The sequence below is a fragment of the Sinorhizobium sojae CCBAU 05684 genome (assembly GCF_002288525.1).
Taxonomy (GTDB): Bacteria; Pseudomonadota; Alphaproteobacteria; order Rhizobiales; family Rhizobiaceae; genus Sinorhizobium; species Sinorhizobium sojae.
Genome location: NZ_CP023067.1, coordinates 3,328,067 through 3,343,941 on the forward strand (window position 1 = coordinate 3,328,067; position 15,875 = coordinate 3,343,941).

Genomic DNA, 15,875 nt, shown 5'->3' on the forward strand with positions numbered 1-15,875 from the left:
CTCTGTCAAGGACGTTTCACGTGAAACGTGTTGCCTGACTCGTTCTCGTTGTACCGGACGCGCATATCACCGGCCTTGGCCGGCGCAATCGTCATTTCCCGATGCAGAATTCGGAAAATATCACATCGAGCAGATTCTCGACATCCACCCGGCCGGTGATCCGGCCGAGCGCGTCGCTCGCCAGCCGCAACTGCTCCGCCTGGAGATCGAGTCCTTCCGTGGCCAAGCTGCGCTCCAGCGCAGCACTGGCTTGCCGCAAGCAATCAACGTGTCGTTTCCGCGACGGCATGGCAAAGGACGTCCGCCCGGCTAAATCCGGCAGATGGGCCGTCAACTTCTGCAACAGATCCGGAACGCCTGCACCCGTCTTGGTTGACAGGAAAACATCGGCGTCCGCCGGCGCCCAGGCCGTATCCGGCCGGTCGGTTTTCGTGGCCACCCGGATGACCGGCACATTGCCAGCGACCGGCTCATCCAGATGAAAGACGCCGGGCTTTTCCGACAACAAGAGGATCAAATCGGCATGGCCGATAATCTCGCGTGCCCGGCGGATCCCTTCGCGCTCGACCACTTCCGCCGTCTCCCGCAGTCCTGCCGTATCGTACAGCTTGACTGAGAATCCGGCTAAAGAAAGGTCAACAGAGAGCACGTCGCGGGTCGTTCCGGCAATCTCGGTAACGATCGCAATGTCTCTTTTTGCGAGTGCATTGAGCAGGCTCGATTTGCCGGCATTCGGTTCTCCAGCAATAACGATCTTCAAGCCATCGCGGATAATCTCGGCAAGACTTGCCTCATCGACATGCGCGTCAATCTCGTTCCATAGGGCCGCGATGTCGGTCCAGATTGACGCGCTGACCGAACCGGGAATGTCGTCCTCATCGGCGAAGTCGAGTTCGGCCTCGATCAACGCCCTGGCATGGGTCAGGCGCCGTGCCCATGCGTGGTAAAGAGCCGAGTTGCCGCCGCCCGCCTGTTCGAGCGCCAGTCGGCGCTGCATCTCGGTCTCGGCAGCAATCAGATCGGCGAGGCCTTCGACCTCGACGAGGTCCATTCTGCCGTGCTGAAAGGCGCGCCGGGAAAACTCCCCGGCTTCCGCATGTCGAAACCCGTCGATCTGCGACAGCTCATCAAGAATCGCGTGCACCACCGCGCGCCCGCCATGAACCTGCAACTCGCAACAATCCTCCCCGGTGAAAGACGACGGGCCCGGAAAATAAAGCACAAGACCGCTGTCCAATGCTTCACCGTTTCGAGTCCGAATCGTTCTGAGTGTGGCGGTGCGGGCTTTAGGCAGTGCCCCGCAAAGCCGCACCAGCGCATCGGCCGCTCCAGGACCGCTGACGCGGATGACCGCAACGCCGGCGGGCAGGGCGCCGCTGGAAAGCGCATATATCGTGTCGGTAAACTGCATCGATCTGTTGGGCGCGCCGCGCGCGACGGCAGGTCCGCGCGAGATTCTGAGTGTGGGTCGCCTGCTGCGACCATTGAGGGGCGCCGAGCGCCCCTTGCATCCGTATACTTAGACGGCGCGAGCCTTATGCACATGTCTCTGTTAGAAATCAAGCGGCATGGAGAGCGCCTCTGCATGTCTCAGGGCAACGCGTTTCACGTGAATCATCGACACCGGCCTGACGCATCGGCCCGAAAATCGTACCCGATTTTCGGAGAGTTCGATCCGCAGAGCTCGAAGCGTTGCAATCTGCGCGTCTGAAAAGACACGCGGCGCCGTAGCGGCAACGCGAGGCTACGGAACCACTTGGCTAAACAGTCATCGGCCCGCAACAGTCACGGCCGGGGTCGCGAGACCCCGACCAAGTATCTCAAAATGCCTGTCGATTAGGCATTCATCGAGTCGAAGAAATCCCCATTGTTCTTCGTCTGCTTGAGCTTGTCGATGAGGAACTCGATCGCATCCGTCGTGCCCATGGGAGCAAGGATCCGGCGCAGCACGAAGATCTTCTGCAGTTCGTGTCGCGGCACCAGCAGGTCTTCCTTGCGGGTTCCCGACTTGAGAATATCCATTGCCGGGAAGATGCGCTTGTCGGCGACCTTTCGGTCGAGCACGATTTCGGAGTTACCGGTACCCTTGAACTCTTCGAAGATGACTTCGTCCATGCGGCTGCCGGTATCGATCAGCGCGGTGGCGATGATGGTGAGAGAACCGCCCTCCTCAATATTGCGAGCGGCGCCGAAGAATCGCTTCGGGCGCTGCAATGCATTGGCGTCGACACCGCCGGTCAGAACCTTTCCCGAAGAGGGCACGACCGTGTTGTACGCCCGGCCGAGGCGGGTAATTGAGTCGAGAAGGATGACGACGTCTCGACCATGCTCGACAAGGCGTTTGGCCTTCTCGATGACCATTTCCGCGACCTGCACGTGGCGCGTTGCCGGCTCATCGAAAGTCGAAGACACCACCTCGCCCTTGACCGAGCGCTGCATGTCCGTAACTTCCTCCGGTCGCTCGTCGATCAGCAACACGATCAGATAGCATTCCGGATGATTGGCGGTGATCGAATGAGCGATGTTCTGCAAGAGCACCGTCTTACCGGTGCGCGGCGGCGCCACGATCAGCCCGCGCTGTCCCTTGCCGAGCGGCGCCACCAGATCGATGACGCGAGCCGAAAGATCCTTCGAGGTCGGGACTTCGAGTTCCATCTTGAACCGCTCGTTCGGGTAAAGCGGCGTCAGGTTGTCGAAGTGAACCTTGTGGCGGATCTTCTCCGGATCGTCGAAATTGATCGTGTTGACCTTGAGAAGCGCGAAGTAGCGCTCACCTTCCTTCGGACCGCGGATGGGCCCTTCCACCGTATCGCCGGTCTTCAGCGAAAAGCGGCGGATCTGCGAGGGCGAGATGTAGATGTCGTCCGGACCCGGCAAATAATTTGCGTTCGCAGACCGCAGGAAGCCGAAGCCGTCCTGAAGGACTTCCACGACGCCTTCTCCGATGATCTCGATGTCCTGCGTCGCCAGCGCCTTGAGGATCGCAAACATCAGCTCCTGCTTGCGCATGGTGCTGGCATTTTCAACCTCGAGTTCTTCGGCAAAGGCAAGGAGATCGGTCGGCGTTTTGTTCTTGAGTTCTTGTAGCTTCATTTCAGCCATGAAGAGTCCATGTTTGGTAGGGGAATGGAGGTCGGCGTGATCTTCGTAAGGGAGCTGCGAGGGGGGAGAGGCAGGCTCTAAACTTGGTCACGGGCCATGCAGGAGATGGCCGAAAATAGCGATTCACGTGAAACGCCGCAAGGGGTCGTCGCAAATTAGCGACAACTATCGCAACTGCGAATCGATTGAGTTCAAAACGGTTTCACGACGACCATGATGACGATGAGGATCATCAGCAGCGTCGGGGCCTCGTTCATCAGCCTCCAGTAGCGTGCATTCCGGCGATTCTCGTCTCGCCCGAAGGCCGCGACCGCCCGGCTGAAATGGACGTGTACGACGGTCAGGAGCAGCACGAAAAACAACTTCGCGTGAAGCCAGCCACCGCGAAACCCGTATATGTCCCAGGCAAGATAGAGGCCGAGCCCCCAGGAGATCATCATCGCCGGATTCATGATGACCCTCAAAAGCCGCAGTTCCATGACCTTGAAGGTCTCGGATTGCGGAGATCCGAGTGGTGCGTCCGTGTGATAGATGAAGAGCCGCGGCATGTAGAGAAGGGCTGCCATCCAGGATATCACCGCGATGATATGGACCGCCTTGATCCACAAATAGAGATTATCGGGCCTTGAGGCAAAGAGTACGCCCAACAGGGCCGCAAAGGCTGCAAGGGCGATCATTGCCCGAAGCCGCGCCCGATTGCCTGGAGCGCTGTCGGTCTGCCTTTCGCCCATCATCGCTTCCCGCGCACGCGGGCCACGAGGGCCGAGACATGGTCCGGCTTCGCATCGGGGGTGATGCCGTGGCCGAGATTGAAGATCAGCGGTCCGTTGCCGAGCACGTCGAGGATCCGGTCGATACCGCTCTCCATTGCCGCTCCGCCGGCGACCACGCGCATCGGGTCCAGATTGCCCTGAACCGGCCCCTCCTTCTGCAGCTCCGCCGCAAAGGAGAGGGGTACCGTCCAGTCGAGGCCGATGGCATCGGCTCCCGTCGCTTGCCGGTAGTTCCTCAGCTGCAGCCCGGCACCCTTGGCAAAGGCGATCACCTTGGCAGACGGCCGCCGGGCGCGAACGGATGCGATCATCCGCCGGACGGGCTCGACGGCAAACCGCGCAAATTCCTCTTCACCGAGCACGCCGGCCCAGGAGTCGAAGATCTGCACGGCATCCGCACCGGCATCGATCTGCGCCACGAGATAGTCGGCCGACACATCGGCCAGCAAGGCCAGCAGCCGTTCGAAAGCCTCGGGATGGCGATAGGCGAAGAGCCGGGCGGGCGCCTGGTCGGGCGTCCCATGCCCGGCAATCATGTAGGTCGCGACCGTCCAGGGAGCGCCGCAGAAGCCGAGGAGCGTCGTCTCTGCCGGCAATTCGCGTCGTAGTCGCGACACCGTCTCGATAACCGGCGCGAGATGGCTGGAGACACCATCGGTGGTGAGCCGGGCAATCCCGTCGGCATCGATCGGCTCCATGCGCGGCCCATGCCCTTCCTCGAAGCGGACGTTTCGATGAAGCGCATCGGGGATGACGAGAATGTCGGAGAAGAGGATCGCCGCATCAAAGCCGTAGCGCCGGATCGGCTGCAGCGTCACTTCGACGGCGAGATCGGGCGAATAGCAGAGATCGAGAAAGCTCCCGGCTTTCACCCGCGTCTGACGATACTCGGGAAGATATCGACCGGCCTGGCGCATCAGCCAGAGGGGAGGCGGGGTGACGCATTTCCCGTTCAACACCTCCATCACTTTTCGATGTTTTTCGGCCACGCCCTCATTCCCCAATCTAAAAACAAATCTAATTGAATAGGTTTCTATTTCTTAGAGTCGGTGACTATCAAGGATTAAAATCAATCCTCACTTCGTCCAACTGGGCGAGGCAGAGGCGCCTTGCGCGGGAGGAAGATCGCCAGATCGAACCGTGAAATACGGAAAGGCCAAAAAGCTGAGTTCGATCAGTTCCTTGGGAGGCACCTCGGAATGGCGCTTCCTGTGGATAAGGAGTCGATCCGCGTGACAATTTGTCTTCGGAATGAGTCTTGTCCACAGCGGTATATCGAAGCCATCCGCCCGAGCATGAGATGTGAACAACCGGGCGCTTTTCCACTTGCCTGATCGCCGCTCGCGATTTTAGCTGTCCTTCGTCCCGACCTATCAACAGCCCCCGGAGAATTGCGTGGAGAATCGAAAAAACTATTTCCACCTTCACCTTGTCTCCGATTCGACCGGCGAGACGCTGATCGCCGCCGGCCGTGCGGCTGCGGCGCAGTTTCAGACGTCGCATGCGCTCGAACATGTCTACCCGCTGATCCGCAACAAGAAGCAGCTGATGCAGGTTCTGGATGCGATCGACGGCGCGCCGGGGATCGTGCTCTATACCATTGTCGACCGGGAACTCGCCGGCATCATCGACCACCGCTGCCGCGAGATGGGCGTCCCCTGCGTCTCCGTGCTGGACCCGATCATCGAATTGTTCCAGTCCTATCTCGGCTCGCCGTCGCGCCGCCGCTCGGGTGCGCAACACGTGATGGACGCCGAATACTTCGCCCGCATCGAAGCGCTGAATTTCACGATGGACCATGATGACGGCCAGATGCCCGCCGATTTCAACGCGGCCGATGTCGTGCTTGTCGGCGTCAGCCGTACGTCGAAAACCCCGACGAGTATCTATCTCGCCAATCGCGGCATCAAGACGGCCAATATTCCGATCGTCCCGGGTGTGCCCCTGCCCGACTCCCTGCTGCAGGCGACGAACCCGCTGATCGTCGGGCTCATTGCCAGCGCCGACCGGCTGTCGCAGGTCCGGCAGCACCGCCTGCTCGGCACGACGCACGGTTTTCATGGCGAGGATTATACGGACAGGGCGGCGATCGCCGAAGAGCTGAAGTATGCGCGCATGCTTTGCGCTCGCAACAATTGGCCAGTGATCGACGTCACCCGCCGCTCGATCGAAGAAACCGCTGCCGCAATCGTTGCCCTTCGTCCGCGGCTCAGATAAGCGAAACGAAAGGCGGGACGGGTAGCACGCAGGTGAGCCGCCCGTCAAAGCGTAAGCGTAAGCCGTCACGATGGTCCGATCCGCTCGATCGCCGTGAACCTATGCGGGACTGGAAGAATGACATCTTCGCTCGTGCTGGCATCGGCCAGTCCATTTCGTCGGGCCCTTCTCGAAAATGCCGGGCTGACATTCGATGCCCGTGCCGCCGAGGTCGACGAGCGGGCCCTGGAGCGGCCGCTCGAGCAATCGGGTGCTTCGCCCGCCGATGTGGCGCTGGCGCTGGCGGAGGCGAAGGCGCGGGATGTGGCTCGCCACTTCCCGGGAGCGATCGTGATCGGCAGCGACCAGACGATGTCGCTAGGGCCGCGGGTCTATCATAAGCCTAGGGACATGGCCGAAGCAGCCGACCATCTGCTGTCCCTGTCCGGCAAGACGCATAGCCTGAACAGCGCGATCGTCCTCGTCCACGCCGGCGAGGTGCTCTGGCGCCACGTCTCGACCGCCCATATGACCGTCCGGCCCTTGAGCCGGGATTTTGTCGGGCGGCACCTGAATCGCGTCGGCGCGAAGGCCCTGGCGAGCGTCGGTGCCTATCAGCTCGAGGGCGAGGGCATCCAGCTCTTCGAAAAGATCGAGGGCGACTATTTCACGATACTCGGCCTGCCGATGCTGCCGCTTCTTTCCAAACTTCGTGAACTGGGTTCGATCGATGCGTGATTCACGTGAAACATTTGTTAACCATGCCTTCGTCACCGGCTACCCCGTCAAGCATTCGCGCTCGCCGCTGATCCACGGCTATTGGCTGAAGACGTTTGGAATTCCGGGGAGCTATGTGGCGCACGAAGTGACGCCGAACGATTTCCCTCGCTTCATGAAGGCCTTGAAGGACGGAACCGCCGGCTTCTGCGGCGGCAATGTCACCATCCCGCACAAGGAGGCGGCGTTTCGGCTTGCCGACCGCCCGGACGAACGTGCCGCCGAGCTCGGTGCAGCCAATACGCTCTGGCTGGAGGATGGGGCGATCTGCGCCACCAATACTGATGGCCTCGGTTTCGTCGCCAATCTCGACGAGCGCGCGGGCGGCTGGGACCGGATCGCCAGCGCCGTCATTCTGGGCGCCGGTGGCGCCAGCCGGGCCGTCATCCAGGCGGTGCGCGACCGCGGCGTTGCAACGATCCACGTCGTGAACCGCACCGAGGCCCGGGCGCGAGAGCTTGCCCACCGCTTCGGCGCCGCCGTCCGTGCGCAGCCGATGGCGGCGCTTTCCGAAGTCATGGCTGGTGCCGGATTGTTCGTGAATACGACTTCACTCGGCATGGATGGCGAGCCGGCGCCGGAAATCGACTTCTCGCCGATGGCCACGGATGCCGTCATCACCGACATTGTCTATGTGCCGCTGAAGACGCCGCTCCTGAGGCAGGCGGAAGCACAGGGCTTCCGTATCGTCGACGGACTTGGCATGCTGTTGCACCAGGCGGTGCCCGGTTTCGAAAAGTGGTTCGGACGGCGGCCCGCTGTGGATGAGAGGCTCCGACGGATCATCATAGACGATATGGACGCTCACGCATGATCATTGTCGGCCTCACGGGCTCCATCGGGATGGGAAAATCGACCACGGCCCAGATGTTTCGCGAGCTCGGCGTGCCGGTGAACGATGCGGACGAGGTCGTGCACGACCTCTACCGCGGAGAAGCGGTGGCGCCGGTCGAAGCGGCCTTCCCGGGCGTTGCCAGGGACGGCGTCATCGATCGGGCCGAACTCTCGAGACAACTGGTCGCCCGGCCCGACCGGCTCAGCGAGCTGGAGCGGATCGTGCACCCGCTCGTGCGCGCGCGCGAGCAGGAGTTCATCGCGCGGCATCGGGCGGCCGGTACCCCCTTCGTGATTCTCGACATCCCGCTGCTTTACGAGACCAAGGCGGAAACGCGCGTCGATCGGGTCGTCGTCGTCAGCTGCGACCTCGAGACGCAGCGCGAGCGTGTCATGAAGCGACCGGGGATGACGGCAGAAAAGTTTGCGATGATTCTCGCTCGCCAGGTTCCCGACAGCGAAAAGCGCGCCCGTGCCGACTACGTCATCGACACGAGCGATAGCTTCGAGATGACCCGGAAGCAGGTTCGCTCGGTCGTCGACCAGTTGCGGGCGGATGGATGAAGCTCGCCAGCGCATCGGCCAAAATCGGACCCGATCCCCCGAAAGCACGATGTGTAGGTTGAAAGCTACAGGACACGCGGCGCTGCGGTGAATTGCCTCTCAGCCTTGGCCTTCCCGCTTCAAATGAGAAGCGAAGCACATTAGAAACGAAGACCGGTTCGCGAGCGATTCGCGTTATCCAGTGCCTCGGGGAAGTCCGCATGCGTGAAATCATCTTCGATACGGAAACGACCGGTCTCGACAACCGCGAGGACCGGGTGATCGAGATTGGCGGCGTCGAGCTTGAAAATCAGTTTCCGACGGGGCGGAGCATCCATATCTATATCAATCCCGGAGACCGAAAGGTCCATCCCGACGCGCTGGCGGTGCATGGCATCACCGACGAGTTCCTGAAGGACAAGCCATCCTTTGCCGATGTCGCCGAGGAGATCCTCGAATTCTTTGGCGATGCCCGCTGGGTCGCGCACAATGCCACCTTCGACATGGGCTTCGTCAATGCCGAGTTCGAACGGCTCGGATTGCCCCCGGTTGCCGGCGACCGGGTGACCGACACGCTGGCGCTAGCCCGCCGCAAACACCCGATGGGCCCCAATTCGCTCGATGCGCTTTGCCGACGCTACGGCATCGACAATTCCCACCGCACGAGGCACGGCGCGCTCCTCGATTCCGAGCTGCTTGCCGAAGTCTACATCGAGATGATCGGCGGCCGGCAGGCGGCGCTTGGCCTCGTGACGAGCCAGGTCGGCGGCGTGGCGGCCGATGCCGATGATGCGCCGATCCTCGTGATCCAGCGGGAGCGGCGCCTGCAGGTCCGCTTGACCGAAGCCGATCTTGCCGCTCATGCAGCCCTCATTTCCAAAATCGGCGCAAAGGCCATCTGGGCGAAATATGGCGGCTGAGGTTGGAAGGCTGCCTGCGCATCCGGCCAAGCAAAAACCCGGCTCACCGAGCCGGGTTCGGGATTAAAGCCTGAAAGACTTTTAATTGGTGCTGTTGGTATTCGCGACCTGCGAGCGGACCTTTTCCTCGGCCATGCGCTGCGCGAACATCTGCGCGAAATCGATCGGGTCGATCATCAGCGGCGGGAAGCCGCCATTGCGGGTCGCGTCGGAGACGATCTGGCGGGCGAACGGGAAGAGAAGGCGCGGGCACTCGATGAAGAGCAGCGGCAGCATGTGCTCTTGCGGGAAGCCGCTGACGCGGAACACGCCGCCATAGGCCAGTTCGACGTTGAAGAGTACCTTGTCGCCGTCCTTTGCCTCGGCATTCAGCGACAGAACGACGTCGTAATCGTTCTCTGCGAGTGGATTGGCATTGACGTTGACATTGATGTTGATCGACGGAGCCCGTTCGCGCGCCTGCAGGGAACGCGGTGCGCCGGGGTTCTCGAAGGAGAGGTCCTTGACGTACTGGGCCAGGATGTTGAGCGACGGGGTCTGCTGGGCGCCGCCATTGCCGGTGGATGCGGTGTCAGTCGTCATGAGAATTTCCTCGGACTTCGAATTGCTGAGGCCATCTAGCATTTCGGACCTGGGCTTACAACCCTCGGCGCCGGGACTGGTTCCTTGGAGATTTTCAGGCGCGCTCGCGCACGGCGATCGGCATCGGCAGCGCCGGGGCGGCCGGTTGAGCCACTCTGACGACATGCCTCATCGGGAAAGGCGGTTTGATGGTGGCGCGGACCCGTTATCGTCGTCATCGTCCCTCGAGAATTCGTCCGCATCGAGATCGATAACCTGGCCCTGCGACCGCTCGCTCCTTGCGCCGCGCGCATTATAAAAGCCCGTCCCGGTGGTCAGAATCGTCATCCGCGACTGAAGGAAACGGGCGAGGGCGCGCCTTATCGGGGGCAGGAACAGGAATATTCCCACCGCATCGCTGATGAAGCCGGGAATGATGAGCAGGATCGCGGCGATGAAAACCAGCGCACCGCCAACGACGTCAAGACCCGGATCGATGCCCTTCCGTGCCGATTCCTGCACGCGGCGGAGCACGCCGAAGCCTTGAATGCGCAGGAGCGCGACGCCGGCGACGGCACTGAGCAGCACGAGCAGTAGCGTTGCCGCGACGCCGACCGCGCGTCCGACCACGACGAAGCCGGCGATCTCCGCAAGCGGAAGTCCGAGAATTGTGAGAGGAATGATCAGGGAACGCATCGGGGGTGCTCACGAGAATGGAATTGGCCAAGCGACGGTTTATGGGTGCGACATCGCCATTTGAATGGTTTATCCTTGGGGACTATATGGAACAGTAATGCCAATTCTAACAGCGGTTCCGGGTGGAAATGGGCTCTTTTGACTTCATCACGTTTTTTTTCCTGATCGCGGCTGTGATCATCTTCCTTCAATTGCGGAGCGTTCTCGGTCGCAGGACAGGAAGCGAGCGCCCGCCGTTCGATCCCTATTCGCCGCGCGATATGGCCCAGGGCCCCGATGCCAAGGACGGCGGCAAGGTGGTTCAACTGCCCCGCCGTGAGATGAGCGAGGAAGACGAAAACCGCTATGCGGCCATCGATTCCTATGCCAAACCCGGCACGCCTTTGAACGGCCAGCTGAGAGCGATGAACGAAGCCGACCCAGAATTCGAACCCGGTGAATTCCTCAATGGCGCGAAGATGGCTTACGAGATGATCGTCATGGCGTTCGCCGATGGCGACCGCAAGACGCTGAAAGGCCTTCTCTCCCGCGAGGTCTACGAGGGCTTCGAAGCCGCCATCGCCGAGCGCGAGGCGAAGGGGGAAGTGGTCAAATCGACCTTCGTCGGTATCGAGAAGGCCGACATCGTCCATGCGGAACAGAAAGGCAGTGAGGCCAATATCACGGTGCGGATCATCAGCCAGCTCATCTCTGCCACCTATGACAAGCAGGGAAAGCTCATCGACGGCGATGCCGACTCCGTGGCCGAGGTCAATGATCTTTGGACCTTCGCGCGCGACGTGCGCTCGCGTGATCCGAACTGGAAGCTGATCGCCACCGAGTCCGAAAACTGACCGCACGGGGCGACGATGGCCTTTGATCTCGAGCCGGTCGCATTTTCCGACCTGCCCGGTTGGCAGGAGGACGATCCCGCACCGGTGATCGCCGCGCTTCGCCGCTGCCACCATCACGTGACGATGGTTAAGCCGTACAGAACCGGCTCTCTCGGCATTTCAGTCGACGATCTCCTGCCTGCCCTCGAGGCGGCCGGTGCGGATAGTTCGGACGCGAAGCGGGCGCGCGCCTTCTTTGAAGAGCATTTCGCGCCCTTCCGAATTCGGCCCGACGGGAGACAAGCGGGCTTCGTGACGGCTTTCTACGAGCCGGAGATCGAGGTGCGCGCGACTGCGGTCGATGATTTCCGCTTTCCTTTCTACCGCCGTCCGGCTGACCTTGTCGACATCGACGCCGATAACCGGCCTGACGGCATGGACCCCTGTTTCGCCTTCGGCCGGCTGTCCGATGGCTCGATCGAAGAATATCCGGACCGCCAAGCGATCGAGGAGGGGTTCCTTGCCGGCGGCGGGCTCGAAATCGCCTATGCCCGCTCGAAGGTCGATGTGTTCTTCGCCCATGTGCAGGGGGCTGCCCGGCTCATCTATCCGGACGGCACGCGCCGTCGCATCACCTATGCGGCGAAGACGGGGCATCGTTTTTCCGCGATCGGCAAGCTGCTCATCGAGCGCGGCGAGATCGCAGCGGCGACGGTGTCGATGGCGAGCATACGGGGCTGGCTTGCCGCCAACCCGGACCGGGTCGACGAGGTCCTGTGGCATAACCGCTCGTTCATCTTCTTCCGCGAGGCACCCGTAGAAAATGAAGATCTCGGCCCGATTGCCGCCGCCAAGGTCCCGCTCGAGCCGGGGCGTTCTCTCGCGGTCGACCGCCTCATCCACACTTTCGGCGTGCCGTTCTATATCGCAAGCGAGAGCCTGACCCATCTCGGCGCGGGACGACCTTTCGCCCGGCTGATGCTGGCGCTCGACACAGGCTCGGCCATTGTCGGCCCGGCACGCGGCGACATCTTCACCGGTTCCGGCGAGGCCGCCGGCGCTCTTGCCGGCTCGGTGCGCAACGATGCGGACTTCTTCATCTTCATACCGCGCGCGGCGGCGGCCAGGTATCGCCGCGGGTATCGCCATGGCTAGGGACAGGAAGCTCTCGCCGGAGGACCGCATCCTGTGGGGCAAGGTCGCGCGCTCGACGCGGCCGATGCCCGGCCGGCTGGAGGAACTCACGGACTTGCTCAAAGAGGAAGAGCAGCCGCCAGCCGCTCCGGCGCCCAAGCAGACGAGCCTGTCACCGTCCGCGTCGGCAAAGGCCGAGCCTGGCTTCAGGCCGAGCGGCAGGCCCGAACACCGCCACCACCCGCTCGAACGGCCGGTCAAGCGTAAGCTCTCCACGGGAAGGCTGACGCTTGAAGCACGGATCGACCTGCATGGAATGATCCAGAGCGAGGCGCATGGGCTGCTCTTGCAGTTTCTCATCAAGGCGCATGAGCGGGGGCTCAGGCATGTGCTTGTCATCACCGGCAAGGGCACCTCGCTCGGCAGCGACGGCGCCTTGAAACGGGCGGTGCCGCTCTGGTTTTCGCTGCCGGAATTCCGGCCGCTGATTTCGTCCTACGAGCCGGCTGCGAGGAATCATGGCGGCGAGGGCGCCCTTTATGTGCGCCTCGCCCGTTTCAAAAGTCATGCGTCATGACGCCCTTCGGCGAGGCGATGCGTGAACTGCGCCGCCGCAAGGGCGTCTCGCAAAAGGAGATGGCGGCGGCCATAGGGGTTTCCCCGGCCTATCTTTCGGCGCTCGAACATGGCAAGAGGGGCTCGCCGAGCTTCGACTTCCTGCAGCGCGTCGCCGGTTACTTCAACGTGATCTGGGACGAGGCGGAAGAGCTCTTCCAGATTGCCCGGATTTCCGATCCTCGGGTGGTGCTCGACACCTCCGGCCTGCCGCCCGGCCACACGGCCTTTGCCAACCGCTTGAGCGAGCGAATTCGCAACCTGTCGGCTGAGGCCATCGAGGCCATGGAAGATATTTTGGAAAAAGCCACGTTTCCTGATAATGACAGGGGATGAAGCCCGCCCCGACCCCGTGATCCTACGGGTCGGGATTTGGAACCCTTGGACAAATTTTCTATAGTCCGCGAGGCATCCCGCGTTGTGATTCGCACCGAATCAGAACGTTCGAAAACCTGGAAAGACCTGAAGCCGAATGACCGATATCTCTCAGACCGAAGCCGGCGCGACCGCCGAATATGGTGCCGATTCCATCAAGGTGCTGAAGGGCCTCGATGCCGTCCGCAAGCGCCCGGGCATGTATATCGGCGACACCGATGACGGCTCCGGTCTGCATCACATGGTCTATGAGGTCGTCGACAACGCGATCGACGAGGCGCTCGCCGGCCATGCGGATATTGTCACGGTCACGCTCAATCCCGACGGCTCGGTCACGGTGACGGATAACGGCCGCGGCATTCCAACCGACATCCATCGGGAAGAGGGCGTCTCGGCGGCGGAAGTCATCATGACCCAACTGCATGCCGGCGGCAAATTCGACCAGAATTCCTACAAGGTTTCCGGCGGTCTGCACGGCGTCGGCGTCTCGGTCGTCAATGCGCTTTCCACCTCGCTCAAGCTCAAGATCCGCCGCGGCGGCAAGATCCATGAGATGAGCTTCACCCATGGCGTGGCCGACAGGCCGCTGACCGTGACCGGCGACGCCGGCGGCGAGACCGGCACCGAGGTCACCTTCCTGCCGAGCGAGAACACCTTCTCGAACGTCGAATTCGACTATGCGACGCTTGAGCATCGCCTGCGCGAGCTCGCCTTCCTGAATTCCGGCGTCCGCATCGTGCTGACCGACAAGCGCCATTCCGACATTCGCAGCGAGGAGATGATGTATGACGGCGGCCTCGAGGCCTTCGTCGCCTATCTCGATCGCGCCAAGAAGCCGCTCGTGCACAAGCCGGTCTCCATCCGAGGCGAGAAGGACGGCATCACCGTCGAAGTGGCGATGTGGTGGAACGACAGCTACCACGAGAACGTGCTCTGCTTCACCAACAACATTCCGCAACGCGACGGCGGCACGCATATGGCAGGTTTCCGCGGCGCGCTGACCCGCCAGATCACCTCCTATGCCGACACGTCCGGCATTACCAAGAAGGAGAAGGTGTCACTGACCGGTGACGATTGCCGCGAGGGGCTGACCGCGGTGCTGTCGGTCAAGGTCCCGGATCCGAAATTCTCTTCACAGACCAAGGACAAGCTCGTCTCGTCCGAGGTGCGCCCCGTGGTGGAGAGCCTCGTCAACGAGGCTTTGAGCGTCTGGCTTGAGGAAAACCCGGCGGAGGCCAAGGTTCTCGTCGGCAAGGTGGTCGAGGCGGCCGCCGCCCGCGAGGCGGCCCGCAAGGCACGCGAATTGACGCGGCGCAAGGGTGCGCTCGACATCTCGTCACTGCCAGGCAAGCTCGCCGACTGCTCCGAACGCGATCCGGCAAAATCCGAACTCTTCCTGGTGGAGGGCGATTCGGCGGGCGGCTCGGCCAAGCAGGGGCGCTCGCGCGAGAACCAGGCGATCCTGCCGCTCCGGGGCAAGATCCTGAACGTCGAGCGCGCCCGCTTCGACAAGATGCTGTCGAGCCAGGAAATCGGCACGCTGATCACCGCGCTCGGCACCTCGATCGGCAAGGACGAGTTCAACGCCGACAAGCTGCGCTACCACAAGATCATCATCATGACGGATGCCGACGTCGACGGCGCCCATATCCGTACGTTGCTGCTAACCTTCTTCTTCCGGCAGATGCCGGAGTTGATCGAGCGGGGCCACCTCTATATCGCCCAGCCGCCGCTTTATAAGGTTACGCGCGGCAAGTCGGTGCAATATCTGAAGGACGAGAAGGCGCTTGAAGATTACCTGATCAGCATGGGGCTGGAGGAGGCCTCGCTGGAACTTGCCTCTGGAGAGGTGCGTGCCGGACAGGATCTCCGCGAGGTCATCAATGACGCATTGCGCCTTCGTTCGCTGATGGACGGGCTGCACTCCCGCTATAGCCGGTCGATTGTTGAACAGGCGGCGATCGCCGGCGCACTCAACATCGAACTCAACGCCAATCGCGACGAATTCGAGAAGGTCGCGGCAGAGGTCGCGCGGCGGCTGGACGTCGTTGCCGAGGAGACCGAGCGCGGTTGGATCGGAACGGTGACGGCGGAAGGCGGGTTGAAGCTCGAGCGCATGGTGCGCGGCGTCAAGGAAGTGGCCGTTCTCGACATGGCGCTGATCGGCTCGTCCGATGCCCGCCACATCGACCAGCTGACAGGAAAGTTGAAGGAAATCTATTCGGCGCCGCCTGCATTGCGCCGCCGCGACGGCGCCCAGGAGATCAGCGGCCCGCGCGCGCTTTTGGATGCGATCTTCGCCGCCGGCCGCAAGGGACTGACGATGCAGCGCTACAAAGGTCTTGGCGAGATGAATGCCGAGCAATTGTGGGAAACGACGCTCGATCCGAACGTTCGCTCCTTGCTGCAGGTCAAGATCGCCGACGCGACCGACGCGGACGGTCTGTTCTCACGCTTGATGGGCGACGAGGTGGAGCCGCGCCGCGACTTCATCCAGGAAAATGCCCTGAGCGTCGCCAATCTCGACATCTGACGCA

The 15,875-nt window shown here is 62.0% G+C and carries 16 protein-coding genes; 10 read left to right on the forward strand and 6 right to left on the reverse strand.

Annotated elements, in window-relative coordinates; genetic code table 11:
• Positions 1-91: 91 nt before the first annotated feature.
• The 4 genes from mnmE to hemE form a co-directional block, all read right to left on the reverse strand.
• Positions 92-1,411 (reverse strand): tRNA uridine-5-carboxymethylaminomethyl(34) synthesis GTPase MnmE, encoded by a 1,320-nt coding sequence (mnmE, locus tag SJ05684_RS16115; RefSeq protein WP_034852636.1) that lies wholly within the window; start codon positions 1,409-1,411, stop codon positions 92-94.
• Positions 1,412-1,836: 425 nt separating this feature from the next.
• Positions 1,837-3,102, reverse strand: a complete 1,266-nt coding sequence (gene rho / locus SJ05684_RS16120; protein WP_085939006.1) for a transcription termination factor Rho — start codon at positions 3,100-3,102, stop codon at positions 1,837-1,839.
• 191 nt (positions 3,103-3,293) lie between these two features.
• On the reverse strand, positions 3,294-3,836 hold the full coding sequence (hemJ, locus tag SJ05684_RS16125; protein ID WP_034852634.1) for a protoporphyrinogen oxidase HemJ: 543 nt from the start codon (positions 3,834-3,836) through the stop codon (positions 3,294-3,296).
• Complete coding sequence (gene hemE / locus SJ05684_RS16130; RefSeq protein WP_034852633.1) at positions 3,833-4,864, reverse strand: uroporphyrinogen decarboxylase; 1,032 nt, start codon at positions 4,862-4,864, stop codon at positions 3,833-3,835. The genes hemJ and hemE overlap by 4 nt, the downstream gene beginning before the upstream one ends.
• Before the next feature lie 406 nt (positions 4,865-5,270).
• On the opposite strand from hemE, the gene SJ05684_RS16135 reads away from it, so the two are divergent.
• The 5 genes from SJ05684_RS16135 (at position 5,271) to dnaQ (ending at position 9,145) form a co-directional block, all read left to right on the forward strand.
• On the forward strand, positions 5,271-6,092 hold the full coding sequence (locus SJ05684_RS16135) for a pyruvate, water dikinase regulatory protein (protein WP_034852632.1): 822 nt from the start codon (positions 5,271-5,273) through the stop codon (positions 6,090-6,092).
• 117 nt (positions 6,093-6,209) lie between these two features.
• Positions 6,210-6,809: a Maf-like protein gene (locus tag SJ05684_RS16140; RefSeq protein WP_034852631.1), complete on the forward strand. Its 600-nt coding sequence runs from the start codon at positions 6,210-6,212 to the stop codon at positions 6,807-6,809.
• Positions 6,802-7,662, forward strand: coding sequence for a shikimate dehydrogenase (locus tag SJ05684_RS16145; protein WP_034852630.1), 861 nt, complete (start codon positions 6,802-6,804; stop codon positions 7,660-7,662). Before SJ05684_RS16140 ends, SJ05684_RS16145 begins: the two co-directional genes overlap by 8 nt.
• Complete coding sequence (gene coaE / locus SJ05684_RS16150) at positions 7,659-8,246, forward strand: dephospho-CoA kinase (RefSeq protein WP_034852628.1); 588 nt, start codon at positions 7,659-7,661, stop codon at positions 8,244-8,246. The genes SJ05684_RS16145 and coaE overlap by 4 nt, the downstream gene beginning before the upstream one ends.
• Positions 8,247-8,446: 200 nt before the next feature.
• The gene (gene dnaQ, locus SJ05684_RS16155; protein WP_034852626.1) at positions 8,447-9,145 is read left to right on the forward strand and encodes a DNA polymerase III subunit epsilon; all 699 of its coding nucleotides are present in this window, start codon (positions 8,447-8,449) and stop codon (positions 9,143-9,145) included.
• An 81-nt stretch (positions 9,146-9,226) separates the two neighbouring features.
• On the opposite strand, the gene secB is transcribed toward dnaQ, so the two are convergent.
• Positions 9,227-9,727, reverse strand: a complete 501-nt coding sequence (gene secB / locus SJ05684_RS16160) for a protein-export chaperone SecB (RefSeq protein WP_034852667.1) — start codon at positions 9,725-9,727, stop codon at positions 9,227-9,229.
• A 168-nt stretch (positions 9,728-9,895) separates the two neighbouring features.
• The gene (locus tag SJ05684_RS16165; protein WP_034852625.1) at positions 9,896-10,402 is read right to left on the reverse strand and encodes an FxsA family protein; all 507 of its coding nucleotides are present in this window, start codon (positions 10,400-10,402) and stop codon (positions 9,896-9,898) included.
• Positions 10,403-10,530: 128 nt separating this feature from the next.
• Between SJ05684_RS16165 and SJ05684_RS16170 the strand changes: the two genes are divergently transcribed.
• The 5 genes from SJ05684_RS16170 (at position 10,531) to gyrB (ending at position 15,871) form a co-directional block, all read left to right on the forward strand.
• Positions 10,531-11,235 (forward strand): Tim44/TimA family putative adaptor protein, encoded by a 705-nt coding sequence (locus SJ05684_RS16170; protein ID WP_034852624.1) that lies wholly within the window; start codon positions 10,531-10,533, stop codon positions 11,233-11,235.
• A gap of 15 nt (positions 11,236-11,250) precedes the next feature.
• Complete coding sequence (gene mltA, locus SJ05684_RS16175) at positions 11,251-12,369, forward strand: murein transglycosylase A (RefSeq protein ID WP_034852623.1); 1,119 nt, start codon at positions 11,251-11,253, stop codon at positions 12,367-12,369.
• Positions 12,362-12,925, forward strand: coding sequence for a Smr/MutS family protein (locus tag SJ05684_RS16180; protein ID WP_034852622.1), 564 nt, complete (start codon positions 12,362-12,364; stop codon positions 12,923-12,925). The genes mltA and SJ05684_RS16180 overlap by 8 nt, the downstream gene beginning before the upstream one ends.
• A complete protein-coding gene (locus tag SJ05684_RS16185; protein ID WP_034852621.1) occupies positions 12,922-13,299 on the forward strand; it encodes a helix-turn-helix domain-containing protein in 378 nt (125 codons plus the stop codon). The genes SJ05684_RS16180 and SJ05684_RS16185 overlap by 4 nt, the downstream gene beginning before the upstream one ends.
• 136 nt (positions 13,300-13,435) lie before the next feature.
• Positions 13,436-15,871 carry a DNA topoisomerase (ATP-hydrolyzing) subunit B gene (gene gyrB / locus SJ05684_RS16190; protein WP_034852620.1) on the forward strand — a complete coding sequence of 812 codons (2,436 nt, stop codon included), beginning with the start codon at positions 13,436-13,438 and terminating at the stop codon, positions 15,869-15,871.
• Positions 15,872-15,875 lie beyond the last annotated feature (4 nt).